This is a genomic window from Paraburkholderia acidisoli (assembly GCF_009789675.1).
Classification (GTDB): domain Bacteria; phylum Pseudomonadota; class Gammaproteobacteria; order Burkholderiales; family Burkholderiaceae; genus Paraburkholderia; species Paraburkholderia acidisoli.
Genome location: NZ_CP046913.1, coordinates 2,009,722 through 2,031,055, shown reverse-complemented (window position 1 = coordinate 2,031,055; position 21,334 = coordinate 2,009,722). Strand labels below are relative to the sequence as shown.

Genomic DNA, 21,334 nt, shown 5'->3' with positions numbered 1-21,334 from the left:
TCGGGCAGCTTTATGGGCGAAAGATCAACAGCGAAATGCACAACGTGGTGACAAAACCAATCAGCAATTCCATCCCGATCTCCAGAGAGAGTGACGAGCGGTAATAGCTGGCTGGTCGCGACACGCGCAGGACGGGCTTGCTGTTGGCGGCGGATCGAGTTCCTTGACGCCCAGAAGGGCAGCCGGACGGAACAGGCGCGCATCGCCAGTTGCGGGATGCGCGCCACGGCTTCAGGCAGCCTTGCGCTCGTAAAACGTGAGCGGTACGACTTGCGGCACGACGGTGGAACGCACGACATGCGTCACACCGCACTGGCTTTCGCAGACACCGCTCTGGGCCATCACGTCGCGAACCGACGCCTCGCACTTGCCGCAGCAGGTCGCGACGCCGAGTTCGAACTGCAGCTCGTCGAAGGTATCCATGCCTTCCGCGATGGAGGCACGAATCGTCCGGTCGGAGACCGACTTGCAAACGCAGACAATCATGATGGACCGCAATAGAGACAGTTAATGCGAATTATTATCATTATGTTTGCTGGGTTTGGCAAGCGGTGAGACGCGATTTTTGTAACAAAACCGGATGCTTAGCAGGGATTTTGCTGCAGGTCAGCAAGAGCGCGGGGTCGGCTGGCGGGGTCGGAAGCGCCGGGAGGGCGGCTGGGCGCCCTTGTAGCGGATGATGCGCGGTGAATGCAGAAAGGGCGGGATCGCGCGCGGGGCGGGCGCGGGGCGGGCGCGGGGTGGTCGTTCAGGCCGCGCCGATGTTCAGACTTGCGTCGAGTTCGCGCGTGCGGCGTGACGGAATCGCCACACATTCGACCGGGGCGTCAATCTCGAGCAGCGCGGCGGCGAGCTGGCGCAGGTGCGTGCCGTCGCTGGTGGAGCAAAAGCGCACAGGGGCGGCAGGGGTTGCGGCCGCGCGGCCGGCGAGCGCGGCTTTTTCCGCCAGGGTTGCGCGCATGCCGTGCTGGTCGAGCAGGCGCTCGAGCTGGCGCGCAATGGCGACGCTGGTGTCCACGAGCGTCATGCGTTCGCCGACGATCGAGCGGATCGCGGCGTCGAGAAAGGGGTAATGCGTGCAGCCGAGCACGAGCGTGTCGGCGCCCACGTCGAGCATGGGTTGGACGTAGCCGCGCAGCAGCGCGACCAGTTCCGGCGACGACACGTCGCAGCGCTCCACGGCTTCCACGAGACCGTGGCCCGGTTGCAGCAGCACGCGCAGATCGCCCGCATGGCGCTCGACCAGCGCGCGAAAGCGTTCGCTGCGCAACGTGACCTGGGTGGCGAGCACGCCGGCCACGCGCGACTTCGACACGATGGCCGCGGGTTTGATGCCGGGCTCGACGCCCACCAGCGGCAACGCGAGCTTGTCGCGCACCAGCGCGATCGATTGCGCCGTGGCCGTGTTGCAGGCCACGACCAGCGCCTTGGCCCCTTGCCCCGCGAGCCATTCGCAGATCGCGAGCGTGCGGTCGGCGATGAAGTCGTCGTCGCGCTGGCCGTAGGGCGCGTAGCGCGAGTCGGCGACATAGACGAGCGGCTCGGCCGGCAGCAGCGCGCGCACGGCGCGCAGCACCGACAAACCGCCGAGGCCCGAATCGAAGATGCCGACGGGCGCGGCGCCGTTCACGCTGAGCATGGCCGAAGGATTCAAGGGGAAGTGCGCGAGAGGTTGGGAAGTGCCGCCGGGTCGAACCGCGCGCACCCGCGCGTGGCGGATGCGCCCGCCGGTGGCAAGCCGGCTTATTCTACCGAACCCATCATGGTTTGCTGGTAGTTCTGGATGCCGACCTTGCCGATCAGGTCGATCTGCGTTTCGAGCCAGTCGATATGCTCTTCGGTGTCGTCGAGAATCTTGGTGAAGATTTCACGCGAAACGAAATCGCGCACCGACTCGCAATACGCGATGGCTTCCTTGCAGGTGCCCTGCGAGATGTACTCGAGCTTCAGGTCGCATTCGAGCACTTCCTTCGTTTCCTCGCCGATCAGCAGCTTGTGCAGATCCTGCAGGTTGGGCAGGCCGTCGAGCATGAAAATGCGTTCGATCAGCCAGTCGGCGTGGCGCATTTCGCCGATCGATTCGTCGTATTCATGCTTGCCGAGTTTTTCGAGTCCCCAGTGCTTGTACATGCGCGCATGCAGAAAATACTGGTTGATCGCGGTGAGCTCGTTCTTGAGCTGCGCGTTCAGATACTCGATGACTTTTTTATCGCCTTGCATGATTTTTCCTTCCTGTAATGGGGCGTGGTTTCAAACTCTGGTGTCGAACAATAAACGCTCACTACGCAAATGCCAAGACCGAATTCCGGCTGTAATCAATTACTTGCGTGTGCTGAGAATTAATCTCGTTACGTTTTGCGTTCGCCAAAAGAAAAACCGGGGCAATGCCCCGGTTTTCAGAATTCAGCGTGAAGCCGAATGATACACATCAAGCGGTCGCAACGGGGATTTTGCCGATCTTCGCTTGCCATTCGGCGGGGCCGGTCTTGTGCACCGAGGTACCCGACGAATCGACGGCGACCGTCACCGGCATGTCCTGCACGTCGAATTCGTAGATGGCTTCCATGCCGAGGTCTTCGAACGCGACGACCTTCGAGCCGCGAATCGCCTTCGAGACCAGATACGCCGCGCCGCCCACGGCCATCAGGTAAGCCGCCTTGTGCTTCTTGATGGCTTCGATGGCGACCGGGCCGCGCTCGGCCTTGCCGACCATCGAGATCAGACCGGTTTGCGAGAGCATCAGGTCCGTGAACTTGTCCATGCGCGTGGCCGTGGTGGGACCGGCCGGGCCGACCACTTCGTCGCGCACCGGATCGACCGGGCCGACGTAGTAGATCACGCGGTTCTTGAAGTCCACCGGCAGCTTTTCGCCCTTCGCGAGCATGTCGGCGATGCGCTTGTGCGCGGCGTCGCGGCCCGTGAGCATCTTGCCCGAGAGCAGCAGCGTCTGGCCCGGCGCCCACGAGGCGACTTCTTCCGGCGTGAGCGTGTTCAGGTCGACGCGCTTGCTGGTTTCCGTGTTCGGCTCCCAGTTGACCTTCGGCCAGGCGTCGAGCGAGGGCGCTTCGAGCTTCGCCGGGCCCGAGCCGTCGAGCACGAAGTGCGCGTGGCGCGTGGCGGCGCAGTTCGGGATCATCGCGACGGGCTTCGAAGCCGCGTGCGTGGGCGCCGCGTGAATCTTCACGTCGAGCACGGTGGCGAGACCGCCCAGACCTTGCGCGCCAATGCCGAGCGCGTTGACCTTCTCGTGCAGTTCCACGCGCAGTTCTTCGATCCAGTCCTGCGGGCCGCGCTTGATGATGTCCTGAATGTCGATGGACTCCATCAGCGATTCCTTCGCCATCAGCATCGCCTTTTCAGCCGTGCCGCCGATGCCGATACCGAGCATGCCCGGCGGGCACCAGCCCGCGCCCATCGTCGGCACGGTCTTGAGCACCCAGTCGACGATCGAGTCGGACGGGTTGAGCATCACGAACTTCGACTTGTTTTCCGAGCCGCCGCCCTTGGCCGCGACCTGCACGTCCACCTTGTCGCCCGGCACGATCTCGTAGTGGATCACGGCCGGCGTGTTGTCCTTCGTGTTCTTGCGGCCGCCTTCGGGCGGCGAGACGATCGACGCGCGCAGCACGTTGTCCGGGTTCAGGTAACCGCGGCGCACGCCTTCGTTGATCATGTCGGTGACGCCCATCGTGGCGCCGTCCCAACGCACGTCCATGCCGACCTTCACGAAGATCGTGACGATGCCGGTGTCCTGGCAGATCGGACGGCGGCCTTCGGCGCACATGCGGCTGTTGGTGAGGATCTGCGCGATGGCGTCCTTCGCGGCCGGGCTTTGCTCCAGCTCGTAGGCGCGGCCGAGCGCTTCGATGTAATCCTGCGGATGGTAGTAGCTGATGTACTGGAGCGAATCCGCGACGCTCTGGATCAGGTCTTCCTGCTTGATGACAGTCATGATGGGCTTTTCGTGGGGACGGGTGTTTCGAATTGTGGGTACGGCAACAGCAGGCAACGGTTGCGGCGCGCTCGAGTTTGCCTCTGAATCCGCGCCGGAATCCGTTTTCGCTTCGGCTTCTATTCTTCCGCGAGCGCGCGCTCCGCGGCGCGTTGCGGCACGGGGTGCCGCGCGGCCAGTTCCTGGTAATGCTCGGGATGCGTGTGCGTGGTGAGGCGGTCGATCCACGCCATCACCAGCGCGGAAACGAGGAACGCCACGTGGATGATCACCTGCCACATCACCGTATGCGAGGAAGCGGCGTCCGGATTGATGAAGGTCTTGAGCAGATGGATCGACGAAATGCTGATGAGCGCCATCGCGAGCTTCACCTTGAGCACGCCGGCGTTCACGTGATCGAGCCATTCGGGCTCGTCGGGATGGCCTTCGAGATTCATGCGCGAGACGAAGGTCTCGTAGCCGCCCACGATCACCATGATCAGCAGGTTCGAGATCATGACCACGTCGATCAGGCCGAGCACGGCCAGCATGATGCTGGTTTCGTCGAGCGAGGTGGCGTGGCTCACGAGGTGCCACACTTCCTTCAGGAACAGCACGCAGTACACGGCCTGCGCGACGATCAGGCCCAGATAGAGCGGCACCTGCAGCCAGCGGCTCATGAAGATGATGCTGGGCAGCGGACGCATGCGGCGCGGGGTTCTACCGGCGGCAGCGGAGGGCGGCTGGGGGCGTGCAGCGGACATGGGCAATCACGGTGACGAAATCGGGCGGGGCCGCGCGGCACACGGGGCGCGTGGGGCGCGCCGCCGCGGCGCGAGGGGCCGGGCGGGCGTTATTGTACAGCCTTGGCGGGCGGGTTCGCCGCGATTCCGGCAAGGCGCGCCAGAGCGGGAATGCGGGCAAGTGAGGGCGCGATCGGCCCGAAGGCGGTTGCGACCGTGTGGCCTCGCCGTCTGGTAAGGCTTTCGGCGAGATTACGATTTGCCGCCGCGCGCGGTTTGCGGCGTGCTTTTCCGGCGCTCATTCGGCGCGCTTCCGGCGCGCTTCCGGCGTGCCGGCCGTGCGTTTGCCTGTTTAGTGCGTAGCGCGCCGCGATCGTTCGGGTGTTCGATGCTTCAGCCGGCCAGTTCGCGCGTCACGAGGCCACGGGCGGCACGCGTTTCGTCTTGAGACTCGCGAGCGCGATGCCGGCCACGACGCAGGCGAGCGCCACGCCATGCGCGGGCGTCGGCCGTTCGCCGAGGAACACCATGCCGTAGACGGCGGCCGCCACCGGCAGCACGGCCGTGAACACGCCCGCGATGCTGCCCGGCACGTGGCGGATGCCCATCATCCACAAGCAGAACGAGAACACGCTCGCCGAGAGCCCGTACCACAGCGTGAGCCACCAGACGCCCGCGGGCACGCTCGCGTAATCGAACGAGAGCGCGCCGGGCAAGCCGACCGGCAGCATCAGCAACAGGCCGAACAGGTGCGTGTACGCGCAGATGTCGAGCGCGGGGAGCGTTTGCGTGAGGCGCCGCGAGAGAATCACGTAGAGCGATTCGCAGCACACGGCGCCGAGCACCATCAGATTGCCCGCGAGCGAGGTGCCCGCTCCTGCGCCCGAAGCGCCTTCGCCCATGCCCGCATGCGAGACGTTGATGACGGCGATCCCGGCGATGGCGAGCGCGATGGAGGCGAGCGTGCGCCCGTCGGGGCGTTCGCGCAGGAAGAGCCACGAGAAGATCGCGATCACGGCGGGAATCGTGCTCGTGATGACGCCCGCCGCGACGGCGCTCGTCCGATGCACGCCGCCCAGCATCAGCAGCGTAAACCCGAATGTACCGAAGAGCGCCTGCAGGAACAGATTGAGCCATTCGCCGCGCTGCACGCGCCGCATTTTCGCCACGCGCAGCAACGGTCCGAGCACCGCGAGCGCGATCACGAAGCGCAGCAAGGCGAAGAGCGGAACGGGGATGAAGGCGACGATCGACTTGCCGATGCCGACGTTGCTGCCAACCAGCAGCATTGCCGCGACGAGAAATAATGAATAGCGATTCAAGCTGGAATCCGGGCGCACAGTTCAGTTAGCATTCTAAATGCCTGTTTACTACCGTGCCATCGCGCCTCGCGGCGTGCCCGCGCGCAATCTGCCCGCGAGCGTGCGTAAGTGGCCGGTAAGTTGCTACGCTTAATCTTGCTGGCATGGGCGGCGCGCGCCTTGCTGTGACTGCGCGCCCATGCATGCTGCGACGCCGCACTTCATTCGAGGAACGCGGCGCGCAGCGCAAGCCAAACAGCGCCGCGTCCCGTCTCGCCATGGACGAACGGCGGCGCACGGAGACGGCGCGCGCGAGCATCGAAGATGGTGTCGTGCGCGTTCATGAGTTCGATGTTTCATCTTCACCAAGGGGTTGTCGATGTCTGCGATTGAATCGGTTCTTCACGAACGCCGTGTGTTTGCGCCGTCGGCGCAAGCGGTGGCGGACGCCACGGTGTCCGGCATGGACGCATACAAGGCGCTGTGCGCCGAAGCCGAGCGCGATTACGAAGGGTTCTGGGCGCGGCTCGCGCGCGAAACGCTCGCGTGGCACAAGCCGTTCACGAAGGTGCTCGACGAATCGAAGGCGCCGTTCTACACGTGGTTCGAAGACGGCGAACTCAACGCCTCGTACAACAGCCTCGACCGCCATGTGGAAGCGGGCAACGGCGAACGTGTCGCGCTAGTCTTCGAAGCCGACGACGGCACCGTCACCAACGTCACGTACCGCGATCTGCTCGCGCGCGTCTCACGCTTCGCCAACGCGCTCAAGCAGCGCGGCGTGAAGAAGGGCGATCGCGTGGTGATCTACATGCCGATGTCGATCGAAGGCATCGTGGCCATGCAGGCGTGCGCGCGTATTGGCGCCACGCACTCGGTCGTGTTCGGCGGCTTCTCGTCGAAGTCGCTCAACGAGCGCATGGTGGACGTGGGCGCGGTCGCGCTCGTCACCGCCGACGAACAGATGCGCGGCGGCAAGGCGCTGCCGCTCAAGAATATCGCCGACGAAGCGCTCGCCATGGGCGGCTGCGACGCCGTGCACAGCGTGATCGTGTACCGGCGCACGGGCGGCAAGGTCGCGTGGACCGAAGGCCGCGACCACTGGATGCACGAACTCTCGCAGGCGCAAAGCGAGACGTGCGCGCCGGAGCCCGTGGGCGCGGAGCATCCGCTCTTCATCCTCTATACCTCGGGCTCGACGGGCAAGCCGAAGGGCGTGCAGCACAGCACGGGCGGCTACTTGCTGTGGGCCGCGCAAACGCTGAAATGGACGTTCGACTGGAAGCCCACGGACGTGTTCTGGTGCACGGCCGACATTGGCTGGATCACGGGTCACAGCTACATTGCCTACGGTCCGCTCACGGTCGGCGCGACCCAGGTCGTGTTCGAAGGCGTGCCCACGTACCCGAACGCGGGCCGCTTCTGGCAGATGATCGAGAAGCACAAGGTCACGCTGTTCTACACGGCGCCCACGGCCATCCGCTCGCTCATCAAGGCCTCGGAAGCCGACGCGAAGGTGCATCCGAAAAGCTATGACCTGTCCTCGCTGCGCATTCTCGGCACGGTCGGCGAGCCGATCAATCCCGAAGCCTGGATCTGGTACTACGAAAACGTGGGCGGCAAGCGCTGCCCGATCGTCGACACGTGGTGGCAGACCGAAACCGGCGGCCACATGATCACGCCGCTGCCGGGCGCGACGCCGCTCGTGCCGGGCTCGTGCACGCTGCCGCTGCCGGGCATCATGGCGGCTATCGTCGACGAAACCGGCCAGGACGTGCCCAACGGGCAGGGCGGCATTCTGGTCGTGAAGCGGCCGTGGCCCGCGATGATCCGCAACGTGTGGGGTCAACCGGAGCGCTACCAGTCGGGCTATTTCCCCGCGGAACTCGGCGGCACGCTGTACCTCGCCGGCGACGGCAGCGTGCGCGACAAGGACAGCGGCTATTTCACGATCATGGGCCGGATCGACGACGTGCTGAACGTCTCCGGTCACCGTCTGGGTACGATGGAAATCGAGTCGGCGCTGGTGGCGAATCCGCTCGTGGCCGAGGCCGCGGTGGTGGGTCGTCCGGACGACACGACGGGCGAAGCCGTGGTCGCGTTCGTGGTGCTCAAGGCCACGCGCCCGCAGGGCGACGAAGCCGTGAAGCTCGCGAACGACCTGCGCGCGTGGGTCGGCAAGGAGATCGGGCCGATCGCGAAACCGAAGGACATCCGCTTTGGCGAAAACCTGCCGAAGACGCGTTCGGGCAAGATCATGCGCCGCCTCTTGCGCTCGCTCGCGAAGGGCGAGGCAATCACGCAGGACGTCTCCACGCTGGAGAATCCGGCCATTCTCGATCAGCTCGGCGAGTCGCTGTAACGCCCGCGTTCGAGCGCATCGAAGCTGGAGTAAGCGCGCGGCGGCCGGCAGGGCGCCGCGCGCTTCGTTTGCCAGCATGCGTCTTCAAAGGGGTGTCCGCATGGGTCCCCGCATTGGTCCCGATTGCCGGTCCGGTGCGTTTTTGCTACACAGGCGCATGGCCGCGCCCCATCTCACTCCGCCGAATCCACTCAATCCCGTGCCCGAGCCGCCGCCGGTCAGCGAGGCCATGGCGCACGCGCACCGGCGTTACTGGCGCTTCAATCTCGCGCTGATCGCCGTGCTGATGGCGCTCGGCTTTCTGGTGTCGTTCGTCGCGCCGCTCTTCGCGCGCACACTCGCCAGCGTGTATTTCGCGGGATTCAGCTTGCCGTTCTACCTGGGCGCGCAGGGGGCGATACTCGTCTACGTGCTGCTCGTGGTCGTGTACATCGTGCTGATGCAACGCGCCGACCGCGAACTGCAAGCCGCGCTCGAAGCCGATACGGCGATTCGCGAGGCGAGGGCGCCGCAACGATGAAGCTCGCGCAACGGCTCATTCGCTTGTACGCGTTCTACACGCTCGGCTTTCTCGCGTTCGTCTACGTGATGTGGCGCATCGAGCTCACCACCGGTCCCGGCATGTGGATCGGCTATGTGTTCCTGTTCGTGCCGATTGCCGTGTACGCCGTGATCGGGCTGCTTTCGCGCACCTCCGATCTGGTCGAATACTACGTGGCGGGGCGGCGCGTGCCCTCGTTCTTCAACGGCATGGCCACGGCCGCCGACTGGCTCTCGGCCGCCTCGTTCATCGGCCTCGCGGGCTCGCTCTACGCGAGCGGCTACGACGGCCTCGCGTACCTGATGGGCTGGACGGGTGGCTATTGCCTCGTGGCATTTCTGCTCGCGCCCTATGTGCGCAAACTCGCGCGCTACACGATTCCCGATTTTCTCGGCACGCGTTTTTCGAGCAACCTCGTGCGCGCGCTCGCCGTGCTCGCGACCATCCTGTGTTCGTTCGTCTACCTCGTCGCGCAAATCCAGGGCGTGGGGCTGATCGCCACGCGTTTTATCGGCGTGGACTTCGCCATCGGCATTTTCTGCGGGCTGGCGGGCATCCTCGTGTGCTCGTTTCTGGGCGGCATGCGCGCGGTGACGTGGACCCAGGTCGCGCAATACATCATCCTCATCGCGGCGATCCTGATTCCGGTCTCGATGATCGCGCATCGCGACGGGCTCGGCTGGCTGCCGCACGCCGACTACGGCACGGTGATGCAGCGCGTGGAAGCGCTGGAGCGCGAAGTGCGCGCCGCGCCCGACGAAGCCAGCGTGCGCGACGAATACCGGCGGCGCGCGGCGCTGTGGCAGTCGCGGCTCGATGCGCTGCCGCAGTCTTATGTCGAGGAAAAAACGCGCCTCGTGCAGACGCTCGCCGACTTGCGCCGCCACAACGGGCCGTTGCGTGAAGTCGGTGCGCTCGAACGCGAACTGAGCGCGTTTCCGCGCGACGTGGAGGCGGCGCGCACGTTCTGGACACGGCAACGCGACGACCTGCTCGCGCGCGCCGCGCCGCCCGTGCCGATGAACGAGCCCTTCGCCTCGTCCGCCGACGAAAGCGACGCCGAGCGCCGCGTGCATCAACGGAATTTTCTTTCGTTGCTGCTGTGTCTGTCGCTCGGCACGGCGAGCCTGCCGCACATTCTCACGCGCTACAACACGACGACTTCGGTGGCGTCGGCGCGGCGCTCGGTGGGCTGGACCCTGTTCTTCGTCGCGCTGTTTTATCTGACCGTGCCCGCGCTCGCCGTGCTGATCAAGTTCGAGATCCTCACGCACCTCGTGGGGCAGCGCTTCGACGACCTGCCGCACTGGGTGATGCAATGGCGGCGCATCGAGCCGTATCTCATCAGTATCGCCGACGTGAACGGCGACGGCATCGTGCGCTGGAGCGACATTCAGATGCAACCGGACATGGTCGTGCTGGCCGCGCCGGAAATTGCGGGGCTGCCCTATGTGATGTCGGGGTTGATCGCCTCGGGCGCGCTGGCGGCGGCGCTTTCGACGGCCGATGGCCTGCTGCTCACGATCTCCAACGTGCTGTCGCACGACGTCTACTACCACATGGTCGATCCCGAGGCATCGAGCCAGCGGCGCGTGACGATGTCGAAGATCCTGCTGCTCGGCGTGGCGTTGTTCGCCTCGTGGGTGGCGTCGCTGAACGCGGGCAATATTCTGTTTCTCGTGGGCGCGGCGTTTTCGCTGGCGGCGTCGAGCCTCTTTCCGGTGCTCGTGCTGGGCGTGTTCTGGAAACGCACGACGCGGCTGGGCGCGGTGGCCGGCATGATCGCGGGTCTGGCCGTGTGCGTGTACTACATCGTCTCGACCTACCCGTTCTTCACGCAGCTCACGGGATTTGCAGGCGGCAGATGGTTCGGCATCGACCCGATCAGCTCGGGCGTGTTCGGCGTACCGGCGGGTTTTCTGGCGGCGATCGGCGTGAGTCTTCTCGACCGCAAGCCGGACGCGTATATGGTGGCGCTGGTGGATTACATCCGGCATCCGTGATCCGGCATCCCGCATTTGTGAAGGGGGCTTGCACGGGAATCGCCGGTAAAAAGAAAAACGGGCCGAGTAGACTACTCGGCCCGTTTCTGCTGCTGTCTTTGGCGGAGAGACGGGGATTCGAACCCCGGATAGGTTATTAACCTATACACGCTTTCCAGGCGTGCGACTTAAACCGCTCATCCATCTCTCCAGCGGGAGGCGAATTATAGCAGAGTCCGCGCCCAGGAGGAAAGCCGTGAGCGCGAACGCCTGTTCAAGGTCGAGCCAAGGCCGAGCGGCACCGGCATAGAACGGTCCTCGAGTGCCGGGCAGCACACCGGCACAGCACACCGACACATGCCGCGTAGTCTCGACGCCCCGCGGCATTTCCAAAGTCCCGCTCACCACCTAAGCAACGCAGAATTCCTTCGTTCTCCGCGTGTCGCCCATTCCGTATCGTTGGCGCACCGGCCGCGAACTCCTTGACACACGCATCGCATCTCGACGCTTCGGGAAGTGCGCGCGTACGTACGCAAGAACGAGCCGCGGCCGCGCCCACCAAAAACCAAACGTAAAACGGAATTCCGGCATGAAGAACCCGCACGTCACACTCTCGCTTCCCGCCGCGCTCGCGCTGGCCTTCGCGGCCACGGGCGCGCACGCGCAAAGCAGCGTCACGCTCTATGGCATCGTCGACGCCGGCATCGCCTACGTGCACAACGCCCAGGATAGTAGCGGACGCAACCAGTCGACGCTCGTCAAGCAGAGCAGCGGCAATCTCTCCGGCAGCCGCTGGGGCTTGCGCGGCAGCGAGGATCTCGGCAACGGCCTCGCCGCCATCTTCCAGCTGGAAAACGGCTTCAGCGTCAGTTCCGGCGCGCTGGGGCAGGGCAGCCGCGAGTTCGGCCGTAAGGCGATCGTCGGCTTGTCGAGCACGGCGTGGGGCACGCTCACGCTCGGCCGTCAGTACGATCCGCTCGTCGATCTCGTGCAGCCGCTTACCGAAGACGGTCCGTTCGGCGGCATTTTCGGCACGCCGGGCGATCTCGACAATTACGACAACAGCCTGCGCGTGAGCAACTCGGTCAAATACACGAGCCCGCTCATCGCCGGTTTGCAATTCGAGGCGCTCTATGGTCTCGGCGGCGTGGCGGGCGCGACCGGCAGCGGCCAGACCTACAGCTTCGGCGCCGCGTACGCGAACGGCCCGCTGCAACTCGCGGCCGGCTATTTCTTCGCGAACGGCGGCAACACCGTGACCTCGGGTGTGCGCACCTGGACGAGCGCTTCGGACAGCCTGTTCAACACGGTCGTCAACTCGGGCTTCGCGAGCGCGAACTCCATCCAGATCGTGCGCGCGGGCGGCAGCTACGCCGTGGGCGCGTTGTCGTTCGGTCTCGCGTATTCGAATACGCAATACGGCAGCGACGCGTTCTCGACGTTTCACCAAACCGCGAAGTTCAACAACGGTTCGGCGTTCGTGAACTATCAGCTGAACCCTTCGCTGCGCGCGGGCATCGGCTATAACTACACCTCGCTCACGGGGCCGGCTTCCGCGCACTACAACCAGGTCAATCTCGGCGGCGACTACGCGTTGTCGAAGCGCACGGAGCTTTACGCGCTCGCCGGGTATCAGAAGGCGAGCGGCCACACGCTCAGCACGAGCGGCGCGACCGTTGCCGCGCAGGCGTCGATCGGCGACTTCGGCGTGAGTTCGGGCAGCGACAACCAGGCGTTGCTCGCGCTGGGTATCCGCCACAAGTTCTAAAGCGGGCGAGCCGCCACGGATGCGCGGAGTGTGCGCTGCGCGGCGAGCGGTGCGCGGCAAGCGCGCGAGGGATCGTCGATAATGCTTCGTCGATCCATCGAGGAGAATGCGCTTGAAGGTCACCGAAGCTGTCCGCAGCCGCAAGTCCGTGCGTCAGTTCCTGCCGGATCCCGTCGATCCCGCCGTGATTCGCGAGGTGCTCGCGAACGCGGCGCGCGCGCCCTCGGGCGGCAATCTGCAACCGTGGCACGTGCATGTCGTGGGCGGCGCATCGCTCGCGAACTTCAAGGCGCTCATGGCGGCGCGCATCGAAACGGCGAGTGCGGGCGAGGCGATGGAGTACGACGTGTATCCGCGCGAACTCGGCTCGCCGTACCGCGAGCGGCGCTACGAAGTGGGCGAGGATCTGTATCGCAGCATTGGCGTCGCGCGCGAGGACCGGCCCGCGCGGCTGCGTCAGTTCGCGCGCAATTACGCGTTTTTCGACGCGCCGCTCGCGCTCTTTTGCAGCGTGGACCGGCAGATGGGGCCGCCGCAATGGGCCGATCTCGGCATGTTCATGCAGACGGTGATGCTGTTGCTGCGGGAGGCCGGCTTGCATAGTTGCGCGCAGGAATGCTGGGCGCGCTATGCGCAAACCGTCGGCGCGTTTCTCGCATTGCCGCCCGAGCGCATGCTGTTCAGCGGCATGGCGATCGGCTACGAAGACCCGCAGGCGCCTATCAACGGCTGGCGCTCCACGCGCGTGCCGCTAGAAACGTTCGCAGACTTCGACGGCATCTAGCCGATCGCATCTAACCGCATTTCGCCGATCGCACCTGGCCGGCCGCACCTCGCCGGCCGCACCCGCATTCAACATCCCTGCTGGAAACGCGGTCTTTCCTCAGCATCCCTACATAACGCTTACAGCGCGGCGCGAATCCGTGCCGCGAGCGTTTCCAGTTGCGCGATGTCCGCCATCTCGCGAGCATGCGCGCGCAGCTCCTCGCCGGCGCGGCGCGGAATCACGTGAAAGTGCACGTGCGGCACCGTCTGTCCGGCGGCGGCGCCATTGAATTGCGCGATCAGCAAGCCCTCGGGCGCGAGTGTTTTTTTCACTGCGTTCGCCACTTTTTGCACGGTAATCATTGCGGCCGCACTCGCTTCGGGCGACAGCTCATAAATGAATTCGGCGCCTTCTTTGGGCAGCACGAGCACGTGACCTTCGGCTTGAGGCATCACGTCCATGATCGCGAGCGTCGCGTGGTCTTCGTACACCTTGATGCAGGAAGCTTCGCCGCGCAGGATGCGCGCGAAGATGTTGTTGTCGTCGTAAGCCATGACTGGCGCCTCCGGGAGGGAAGTTTGCATCGAGCTTGCAATTATCCCCTGGTGGCATGGCTTGTGCGTGTGCCTGCAGGTTTTTTGAAGCAGGTGCATCATAGAGTCTCTCGCAGCGAACGCGACGACGAACGTCTTGAAGTCAACCTCTTGCATGGAACGAAGCACGGCTCATAAACAGGCTGCTTCGCTCGACACGGAGCACGTATGTCAACGACCGATCTCGAAGCAGTGAATCCCGCCCGCGAGGCAACCGGTTCCGGTGCCTGGCGATTCGCATCCCAACTGTTGGCGCGCGCCGACATCAAGTTCAACGGCACGCGCCCGTGGGACATGCGCATTCACGATCCGCAGGTGGCCGAACGCGTGCTCGCATTCGGCAATCTGGGCCTCGGCGAAGCCTATATGGACGGCCAGTGGGATTGCGATCGGCTCGACGAATTCTTCGCGCACGTGCTCCGCGCGCATATCGACGAGCAGATCGATCCCGCCCGTCTCGTGTTCCATGCGCTCAAGGCGCGCCTCATGAATCGCCAGACCGCGCGCCGCGCGTGGAAGGTCGGTCAGCAGCACTACGACATCGGCAACGAGTTCTATGAGGCGATGCTCGACAAGCGCATGGCCTACACGTGCGGCTACTGGTCGGGCGGCGCGAAGACGCTCGAGGAAGCGCAGGAAGCCAAGCTCGATCTCATCTGCCGCAAGCTCGGCCTGCAACCGGGCATGCGTTTGCTCGACATCGGTTGCGGCTGGGGCAGCCTCATGAAGTTCGCCGCCGAACACTACGGCGTGACCTGCGTGGGCGTGACGATCTCGAAGGAACAGGCCGCGTTCGGCGCGGCACGTTGCGGGGATCTGCCTGTGGAGTTCCGCTTGCAGGACTATCGTCTGCTCGACGAGAAGTTCGACCGCATTGCGAGCGTGGGCATGTTCGAACACGTCGGCCCGAAAAACTACCGCACGTATATGGAAGTCGCGCACCGCTGTCTCGCCGACGACGGTCTCTTCCTGCTGCACACCATCGGCAAGAATCGCCGCGACACCACGCCCGACCCGTGGATCGACAAGTACATTTTCCCGAACGGCGAGTTGCCCACCATCGGGCAGATGGCCGATGCATCGGGCGGCTTGTTCGTGACCGAAGACGTGCACAATTTCGGCGCCGATTACGACAAAACCCTCATGGCCTGGCACGCGAATTTCGAAGCCGCATGGCCACGTTTCGAGGCGCAAATGGGCGAGCGCTTCTATCGCATGTGGCGTTACTACCTGCTCTCGTGCGCAGGAGCGTTTCGCGCGCGCGACATTCAGTTGTGGCAGTGGGTGCTCTCGAAGAACGGCGTGATGGGCGGCTATCGTCGTCCGGCGGACTGAATGTCAGGCCAGTGAGGTTATGCCGACGAAGAACCGCGTTTCGCACCGTGCGAAACGCGTTTTTTTATCGCATGAAAGCCGAGACGGTGGCGATGCCGAGGATCGTCATGACGACGGACGCGCACACGTGAATGGCGATTTCGCCCGCGGCCCAGCCAAAGCGGCCGTGCTGCAAATGCGAAACCACTTCGGCGGAGAAGGTGGAAAACGTCGAGAGGCCGCCCATCAAACCGGTGATGACGAACAGCCGCCATTCCGGCGAGATCTGCGGCATGCGCGCGAAAAACGCGACCGCCACGCCGATCACATAGCCCGCGATCACATTGGCGGCGAGCGTGCCGAGCGGCAGCGCGGGCATCACGGCATTCAGACGCAGACCGAGAACCCAGCGCAACAGCGAGCCGAGCGCGCCGCCAATCCCGACGGCGAGTATGGACAGATACATGATCGCGAGTTCGTTGAGAGCGCAATGAAAGTCGTGCGCGCGGCGTGGACGTTACGCCGTCCGGCCGCCCGCGCGCGTGTCGTGCCGAGTGTAGCATCGCGCTCGCGAACCGCGCCGCGCTCAGGCAAAGCCGCCGTTCGCGCGCAGGATCTGGGCGTTGACCCATGCGCCGTCCGGGCCCGCGAGAAACGACACCACCGAAGCGATGTCCTCGGGTTCGCCGAGCCGTTCGAGTGGCGGCATTTTCGCGGACTGCTCGATCTGCGCTTCCGTCTTGCCCTGGAAGAACAGCGCTGTGGCGACCGGTCCCGGCGCCACGGCGTTGACGGTGATCTGCCGCCCGCGCAACTCGCGCGCGAACACGCGCGTGAAGGTTTCCACCGCGGCCTTGCTCGCCGTGTAGATCGCGTAGCCCGGCAGATTGATCGCGAGCACTGAGGTCGAGAAGTTGATGACGCGACCGCCGTCGGCGAGTTGCGTGGCCGCTTCGCGCAGCGTATTGAGCGTGCCGCGCACGTTGATGTCGAAGGTCTCGTCGTAAATCGCGTCGGTCGAAGCGGCGATCGTCACGTTCTTCATGATGCCCGCGTTGTTCACGAGCACGGTCGGCTGGCCGAGTCGTTCGCGCGTGGTGGCGAACAGCTGGCGCACTTCGTCGGCCTTCGCGATGTTGGCCTTCACGGCGATCGCGCGGCCGCCCGCGGCTTCGATCTTCGCGACCAGCGCTTCGGCTTCCGCGCTGCTCGACGCATAGTTGACGACCACGGCGAACCCGTCGCGCGCGAGACGTTCCGCCACCGCCGCGCCGATACCGCGCGATGCACCCGTCACGATGGCCACGCCTTGCTTGACTGCCGTATTCGTAGTTGCGTTCATGATTCGTGCTCCGTCAAAGAGAGTGAGAACGGAGTCGATGATGAACGAAACGGCGGCCGCGATCATCGCGTGCCGCCGGGTTTCATTATTCCATTTCGATTAACAATGAAGTTGGCAATCGTTTTTGCTCACGTTGCCGTTCAATACGCGATGCAGACGGATTTCGTCTCGGTGTAAGCATCGATGATGGCACGCCCGTGTTCGCGGCCAATGCCCGACGCCTTGAAGCCGCCGAAGGGCAGGGCCGGATCGACCATGTTGTGCGTATTGACCCACACGGTGCCCGCCTGCACGGCATCCACCACGCGCAACGCGCGATCGAGCTGATTGGTCCAGACGCTCGCGCCCAATCCGTACTCCGAAGCATTGGCCGCGGCGATGGCTTCTTCCACGTCGTCGTAGGGCATCGCCACGAGCACGGGGCCGAACACCTCTTCGCGAACCACGGTCAGCGGTTTGTTAGCGGCATTCGCGATCACGGTGGGCGGGACGAAGAAGCCGGGGCGATCGGCGTGGTTGCCACCCGCGACGATTTCGCCGCCTTCGGCGCGGCCTTGCGCGATCATGCCCGCCACCTTGTCGCGATGGCGCGCGGAAACGAGCGGTCCCATCTGCGTGGCGGCGTCGAAGCCGGAGCCCAGCACGGTCGCGCGTGCCACTTGCGCAATGCCATCGACGATCTCCTCATAGCGCGCGCGTGGCAGATACAGGCGCGAACCCGCGGTGCAGACCTGGCCGTGATTGAAGAAGATCGCGCCTGCCGCGCCCTCGATCGCGCGTTGCGGATCGCAGTCGTCGAGCACGATCACGGGGCTCTTGCCGCCCAGTTCCAGCGAGGCGCGCTTGAGGTCGTTGGCGCACTGTTTGCCGATGAGGCGGCCCACTTCGGTCGAGCCCGTGAAGGTCACCTTGTCGATTTGCGGATGGCGCACCAGCGCCGCGCCCGCCGTTTCGCCCTGACCCGTGACGACGTTGAACACGCCCGGCGGGAAGCCGGCTTCGTGCGCGAGTTCGGCGAGACGAATCGCGGTGAGCGGCGTTTCCTCGGCGGGCTTGAGCACGACGGTGCAGCCGCACGCGAGCGCGGGCGCGATTTTCCACACGGCCATCAGCAGCGGAAAATTCCACGGCACGATCGCGGCGACGACGCCCGCGGGCACCCGGCGCGTGGAGGCGTTGTAGCGCACGCCGGGCGGAAACGCGAGCGAGAGATCGACGGTGCTGCCTTCGATCTTGGTGGCCCAGCCCGCCATGTAGCGCAGCCATTGCACGCTGCCGCCCACTTCGAGCATCTTCGAAAAGCCCAGCAATTTGCCTTGATTGAGCGTTTCGAGCGCGGCGAGTTCGTCGCCGTTCTGCTCGACGAGATCGGCGAGTTTGAGGAGCAAGCGTTCGCGCGCGGCGGGTGGCAGGCGGCGCCAGCTGTCGGCTTCGAAGGCGCGGCGCGCGGCGCTCACGGCGGCGTCGATATCGGCGTCGCTGGCGTCGGGAATCTGCGCGATCTCGTTGCCCGTGGCGGGGTTGAACACGGCGAACGTGCGGCCGTTGCCGCTTGCGCGAAAGCGCCCGTCGACGAACATCTGTGTGCGGATCGTATGCGTGAAATCTTGCCGGTCCATCTGCGTCTCCTGGGTTCGTTAGTGATGCGAATGAGGGTTGCCGCTACTGCTGTAATTCGAGCGCGCTGGACTGCATGCGGGTGGGCGACGCCGAAGCTCGATCGCTCGATATTGCGCGGCGCGATGTGGCGAAGGCGCATGCGAGATTCAGCGCGCTGCCGAGCAGGAACACGGCGGGGAAACCTTGACCGAAGCCCCACGAGGTCGTGGCCAGCGCCGCGCCCGCGAGCATGCCCGCGTGATGCGCGATGCCGGGGCAAGCCGGGTTCGCTGTGTTGGTGGTGGGCGACGGGCGCATCAGCGTGGGCAGCGTGAGCGCGTCGAGCATGGCAAAGGCGGCCGCCGCCATCGCCGCGTGACTGGCGACGAGGTCGAGCGTGAGCGCCGCGAGCCATGCGGCGCGCAGTACGAACAGCATGAGCAGCGCGTGCCGACGATCGAAACGCTCCATGGCCAATCCCGCGAGCGTCACGATGCCAAGCGACAAGCCGACCTGAGCTAACGACGCGCCGCTCGCGCTGCCGCAGATCGCGGACCATTGGAAACGCGCAAGCAGTCCGCTCGACACACCGGCGAGCAAGGCGGGCGCGAGCCACCAGCCCGGCGCATAGGCCGACGGATTCGACCGTCTCGCGCGCGGTGTGTGCGTATGCACCGATGTGCGTGGCGCGAACGCGCAACCGGCCACGAGAATCATCAGTCCGCCAATCAGGAGCGGGTAGGCCGTTTCACGCGCGAGCGCCGTGGCGGCATGCATCGCGGCCATCGTAAGCAACAGCGTGGTCGCGACCGGCACGGTCGCTCGCTGCATGAAGCTGCGTGAGAGCGGCACCGGTAATGCCGCCATCGCGAGCAAAGCCAACGTGCTGCCCGCGTATGCCGTTGCCGTCGTGCCAAAGCGCATCGCCGCGAGCATCACGCCTGCCGCGAACGCGCTCGCGCCGCCTGCGATCGCCAACCACGCGACGCAGGCGTGCCACGGCACAGCGCGGCGCTCGCAGCGTGCCATCGCGCGCTCACGCCTTCTTGTGGCAGCACGAGGCCGTATCGCCCGCGTTGGCGCCGTCCTGCACGCTATGCGGGTCGCGGCCGCCGGGCAGGTCCATCGCCGGATTGCCGTAGAAGAAGTTATTGGGCTTGAGCATGAAGCCCGCGTACTCCACCGGCATCACCGGAAAATCCTCGGGCTTGCACACGTGCGTATGACCGAAGCTGTGCCACACCACGATGTCCTCGTTCTCGACGCTGCGGTTCGCTTCGATATAGCGCGGCAAGCCGTCGCCGCCCGCGTGCTGGTTCGGACAATCGCCGCTCGCATAGCGCTGCGTCGTGTCGTACGGCGTGACCCACACGTGATGCGTGGCGAAGCCGCCGCGCTGGCGCACCTTCGAGTCCGGATCGGCGAGCATCAGCGGCGAGTCGTTGACGATGAGCTTGTAGCCTGGGTTCGCGCCCACGCGATTCTTTACGTTGGGATTCACCACTTTCCAGAAGCGGCCGGTCTGGCCGTTGGCATTGCGGGCCGCTTCCTGCTCGGTCTTGAGCACGCGTTTGGTGGTGTCGAATACGTTGCCGTATGGATTCTCCGCGCCCATCGGACGCGGCACGAACTCGTGCTCGGTGACCGAATTCCTCTCGCCGTCGACCATCATGTGCAGACGCGCATTGAAGAAATGTTGATGCGTCGGACCGCCGAGATGTTCGGTGACCATGCCGCCCCACGGGTAGGTGTCGCCTGCGGCAACCGCCGAAGTCTGGACGATGCCAGTGAGTTTGCATTCGAGCTGGATCGTGCCGTCCTGATAGAAGTACCAGTAGAAGCCGTAGTCGTAGTTGCCCACGGTTGCGAAAAACGAAATCACGAGGCGGCGCGAGCGGCGCATTTCGAACACGCCGGTGCGGAATTCGTAGTGCTTCCAGAGCGTGCCGTAGTCTTCTTCGTGCAGGCACACGGCATTTTTCATGGCGAAGCTATTGCCGAAGTCGTCGGCGGACGGAATGTCGAAATAGCGAATCGTGCCGAGACAGTCGCAGCCGAGTTCGAGTTGATTCGCGAGTTTGCCGAGCCCGTATTCGCCCGCGTCGAAGGCACTTTTCCAGTAGTGATTCGTCGTGGGATCGGAATAGGGCACACACATTTCCGTGACGCTCGCGCGATAGACAATAGGGCGTGGCGCGTTCTTGCCGTCGTCCCAGGTGATCTGATGCAGCACGAGGCCTTCGCGCGGTGTGAAGCCCACGCGGAATTTCCAGTTCTGCCAACTCACTTGCCAACCGTCGATCGTGAAGCTCGGACCTTCGGGCTGGCTGATCGAGAGCGGTTTCACGGTGTTACGCGGCTCGCCGAGACTCGGCGTGTCGTAGTTGTGCTTCGCCCGCGGAATGGGAATGATGCGGCCGTCGTCGACGAGTTCGATCACTTTGTGGGCGAGTAAGTCCACGACCGCGACCACGCCCTCGATGGGGTGGGCATAGCCATTGTCGGTGATCGATTCGCGGTAATAACTCACGCAGCGCACGAGGCGCCGGCCATTTTCATTGGGCCGGTCGAATGCGCCCGCGGAGAACGGATCCACCTGCACGCGTTCGAGATCGTCTTCGGTCAGGCCGCGCTTCTTCACGGCTTCGCGCCACGCGGGGTTTTCTTTCACGATGCGTTCGGCATTCATGAAGTCCTCGATCATCACGGGCGGCTGGCCGTACGGTGCGCTTTGCAAAGCCAGCGCCTTGCGCGACTGCACCTGTTTCTCGCGCAGGTCCACGACGAATTCGAGCGTTTGATTGCGGGTGCGATCGATGGCGATCACGAACGCGCGCCGCGAGAAATACTCGCCGGGTTGCCACGCAATGACTTCGGCTTTGGGCGGCTCGCACAATTCGGTAACAGGAAAGCGCCCATATTCGTCGAGCTGCCCGGCGGCTTTCACGATGTCGCAAGCGAGTTGCATTTCGGCGAGGCTCAATGGGTCGAGCGGATGCGCATTCGGAGTCGTGTTCATATGCGTTTCGTAAGAGTGACGTGAGGGCGCAACGCCGCGAGGAGGCGGGCAGCAAAGCGGCGCGAATCCTTGC

19 protein-coding genes and 1 tRNA gene are annotated in these 21,334 nt (G+C 64.7%); 6 read left to right on the top strand and 14 right to left on the bottom strand.

The annotated features are described in order from the left end of the window. Positions 1-231 precede the first annotated feature (231 nt). The 7 genes from FAZ98_RS08820 to FAZ98_RS35930 all read right to left on the bottom strand — a co-directional run bounded on the left by FAZ98_RS08820 (position 232) and on the right by FAZ98_RS35930 (position 6,319). Positions 232-486, bottom strand: coding sequence for a (2Fe-2S)-binding protein (locus FAZ98_RS08820; protein WP_158950718.1), 255 nt, complete (start codon positions 484-486; stop codon positions 232-234). A 262-nt stretch (positions 487-748) separates the two neighbouring features. Beyond that, positions 749-1,639 (bottom strand): glutamate racemase, encoded by an 891-nt coding sequence (gene murI / locus FAZ98_RS08815; protein WP_158950716.1) that lies wholly within the window; start codon positions 1,637-1,639, stop codon positions 749-751. A gap of 104 nt (positions 1,640-1,743) precedes the next feature. Continuing rightward, on the bottom strand, positions 1,744-2,220 hold the full coding sequence (gene bfr / locus FAZ98_RS08810) for a bacterioferritin (protein WP_158950714.1): 477 nt from the start codon (positions 2,218-2,220) through the stop codon (positions 1,744-1,746). Positions 2,221-2,428: 208 nt separating this feature from the next. Next, positions 2,429-3,952, bottom strand: coding sequence for a fumarate hydratase (locus tag FAZ98_RS08805; protein WP_158950712.1), 1,524 nt, complete (start codon positions 3,950-3,952; stop codon positions 2,429-2,431). A 119-nt stretch (positions 3,953-4,071) separates the two neighbouring features. Continuing rightward, positions 4,072-4,695, bottom strand: coding sequence for a TIGR00645 family protein (locus FAZ98_RS08800; RefSeq protein ID WP_158950710.1), 624 nt, complete (start codon positions 4,693-4,695; stop codon positions 4,072-4,074). Between the two features lie 392 nt (positions 4,696-5,087). Beyond that, positions 5,088-5,996: a DMT family transporter gene (locus FAZ98_RS08795; RefSeq protein ID WP_158950708.1), complete on the bottom strand. Its 909-nt coding sequence runs from the start codon at positions 5,994-5,996 to the stop codon at positions 5,088-5,090. Between the two features lie 200 nt (positions 5,997-6,196). After that, entirely contained in the window at positions 6,197-6,319 is a 123-nt protein-coding gene (locus FAZ98_RS35930) for a hypothetical protein (protein ID WP_267904826.1), read from the bottom strand. A gap of 35 nt (positions 6,320-6,354) precedes the next feature. Between FAZ98_RS35930 and acs the strand changes: the two genes are divergently transcribed. The 3 genes from acs (at position 6,355) to FAZ98_RS08780 (ending at position 10,881) form a co-directional block, all read left to right on the top strand. Beyond that, positions 6,355-8,337 (top strand): acetate--CoA ligase, encoded by a 1,983-nt coding sequence (gene acs, locus FAZ98_RS08790; RefSeq protein WP_158950706.1) that lies wholly within the window; start codon positions 6,355-6,357, stop codon positions 8,335-8,337. A 157-nt stretch (positions 8,338-8,494) separates the two neighbouring features. Then, a complete protein-coding gene (locus FAZ98_RS08785; RefSeq protein WP_158950704.1) occupies positions 8,495-8,857 on the top strand; it encodes a DUF4212 domain-containing protein in 363 nt (120 codons plus the stop codon). Continuing rightward, the gene (locus FAZ98_RS08780; protein ID WP_158950702.1) at positions 8,854-10,881 is read left to right on the top strand and encodes a sodium:solute symporter family protein; all 2,028 of its coding nucleotides are present in this window, start codon (positions 8,854-8,856) and stop codon (positions 10,879-10,881) included. Before FAZ98_RS08785 ends, FAZ98_RS08780 begins: the two co-directional genes overlap by 4 nt. 99 nt (positions 10,882-10,980) lie before the next feature. On the opposite strand, the gene FAZ98_RS08775 is transcribed toward FAZ98_RS08780, so the two are convergent. Beyond that, a tRNA-Ser gene (locus tag FAZ98_RS08775) sits at positions 10,981-11,071 on the bottom strand. 378 nt (positions 11,072-11,449) lie between these two features. Between FAZ98_RS08775 and FAZ98_RS08770 the strand changes: the two genes are divergently transcribed. Both FAZ98_RS08770 and FAZ98_RS08765 read left to right on the top strand, forming a co-directional pair. After that, a complete protein-coding gene (locus tag FAZ98_RS08770; RefSeq protein WP_158950700.1) occupies positions 11,450-12,628 on the top strand; it encodes a porin in 1,179 nt (392 codons plus the stop codon). A gap of 112 nt (positions 12,629-12,740) precedes the next feature. After that, positions 12,741-13,412, top strand: a complete 672-nt coding sequence (locus FAZ98_RS08765) for a nitroreductase (RefSeq protein WP_158950698.1) — start codon at positions 12,741-12,743, stop codon at positions 13,410-13,412. Positions 13,413-13,531: 119 nt separating this feature from the next. Here FAZ98_RS08765 and FAZ98_RS08760 read toward each other — a convergent pair whose 3' ends face one another. After that, complete coding sequence (locus FAZ98_RS08760; RefSeq protein WP_158951925.1) at positions 13,532-13,948, bottom strand: HIT family protein; 417 nt, start codon at positions 13,946-13,948, stop codon at positions 13,532-13,534. Between the two features lie 207 nt (positions 13,949-14,155). On the opposite strand from FAZ98_RS08760, the gene cfa reads away from it, so the two are divergent. Next, the gene (gene cfa / locus FAZ98_RS08755; RefSeq protein WP_158950696.1) at positions 14,156-15,322 is read left to right on the top strand and encodes a cyclopropane fatty acyl phospholipid synthase; all 1,167 of its coding nucleotides are present in this window, start codon (positions 14,156-14,158) and stop codon (positions 15,320-15,322) included. Positions 15,323-15,386: 64 nt separating this feature from the next. Here cfa and crcB read toward each other — a convergent pair whose 3' ends face one another. The 5 genes from crcB to FAZ98_RS08730 all read right to left on the bottom strand — a co-directional run bounded on the left by crcB (position 15,387) and on the right by FAZ98_RS08730 (position 21,261). Next, positions 15,387-15,767 carry a fluoride efflux transporter CrcB gene (gene crcB / locus FAZ98_RS08750; RefSeq protein WP_158950694.1) on the bottom strand — a complete coding sequence of 127 codons (381 nt, stop codon included), beginning with the start codon at positions 15,765-15,767 and terminating at the stop codon, positions 15,387-15,389. A gap of 120 nt (positions 15,768-15,887) precedes the next feature. Continuing rightward, positions 15,888-16,643 (bottom strand): SDR family oxidoreductase, encoded by a 756-nt coding sequence (locus FAZ98_RS08745; protein WP_158950692.1) that lies wholly within the window; start codon positions 16,641-16,643, stop codon positions 15,888-15,890. 140 nt (positions 16,644-16,783) lie between these two features. Further along, complete coding sequence (gene styD, locus FAZ98_RS08740) at positions 16,784-18,262, bottom strand: phenylacetaldehyde dehydrogenase StyD (protein ID WP_158950690.1); 1,479 nt, start codon at positions 18,260-18,262, stop codon at positions 16,784-16,786. A gap of 43 nt (positions 18,263-18,305) precedes the next feature. After that, the gene (locus tag FAZ98_RS08735) at positions 18,306-19,271 is read right to left on the bottom strand and encodes a hypothetical protein (protein WP_158950688.1); all 966 of its coding nucleotides are present in this window, start codon (positions 19,269-19,271) and stop codon (positions 18,306-18,308) included. Positions 19,272-19,278: 7 nt separating this feature from the next. After that, positions 19,279-21,261 (bottom strand): primary-amine oxidase, encoded by a 1,983-nt coding sequence (locus tag FAZ98_RS08730; RefSeq protein WP_158950685.1) that lies wholly within the window; start codon positions 21,259-21,261, stop codon positions 19,279-19,281. Between the last annotated feature and the right edge of the window lie 73 nt (positions 21,262-21,334).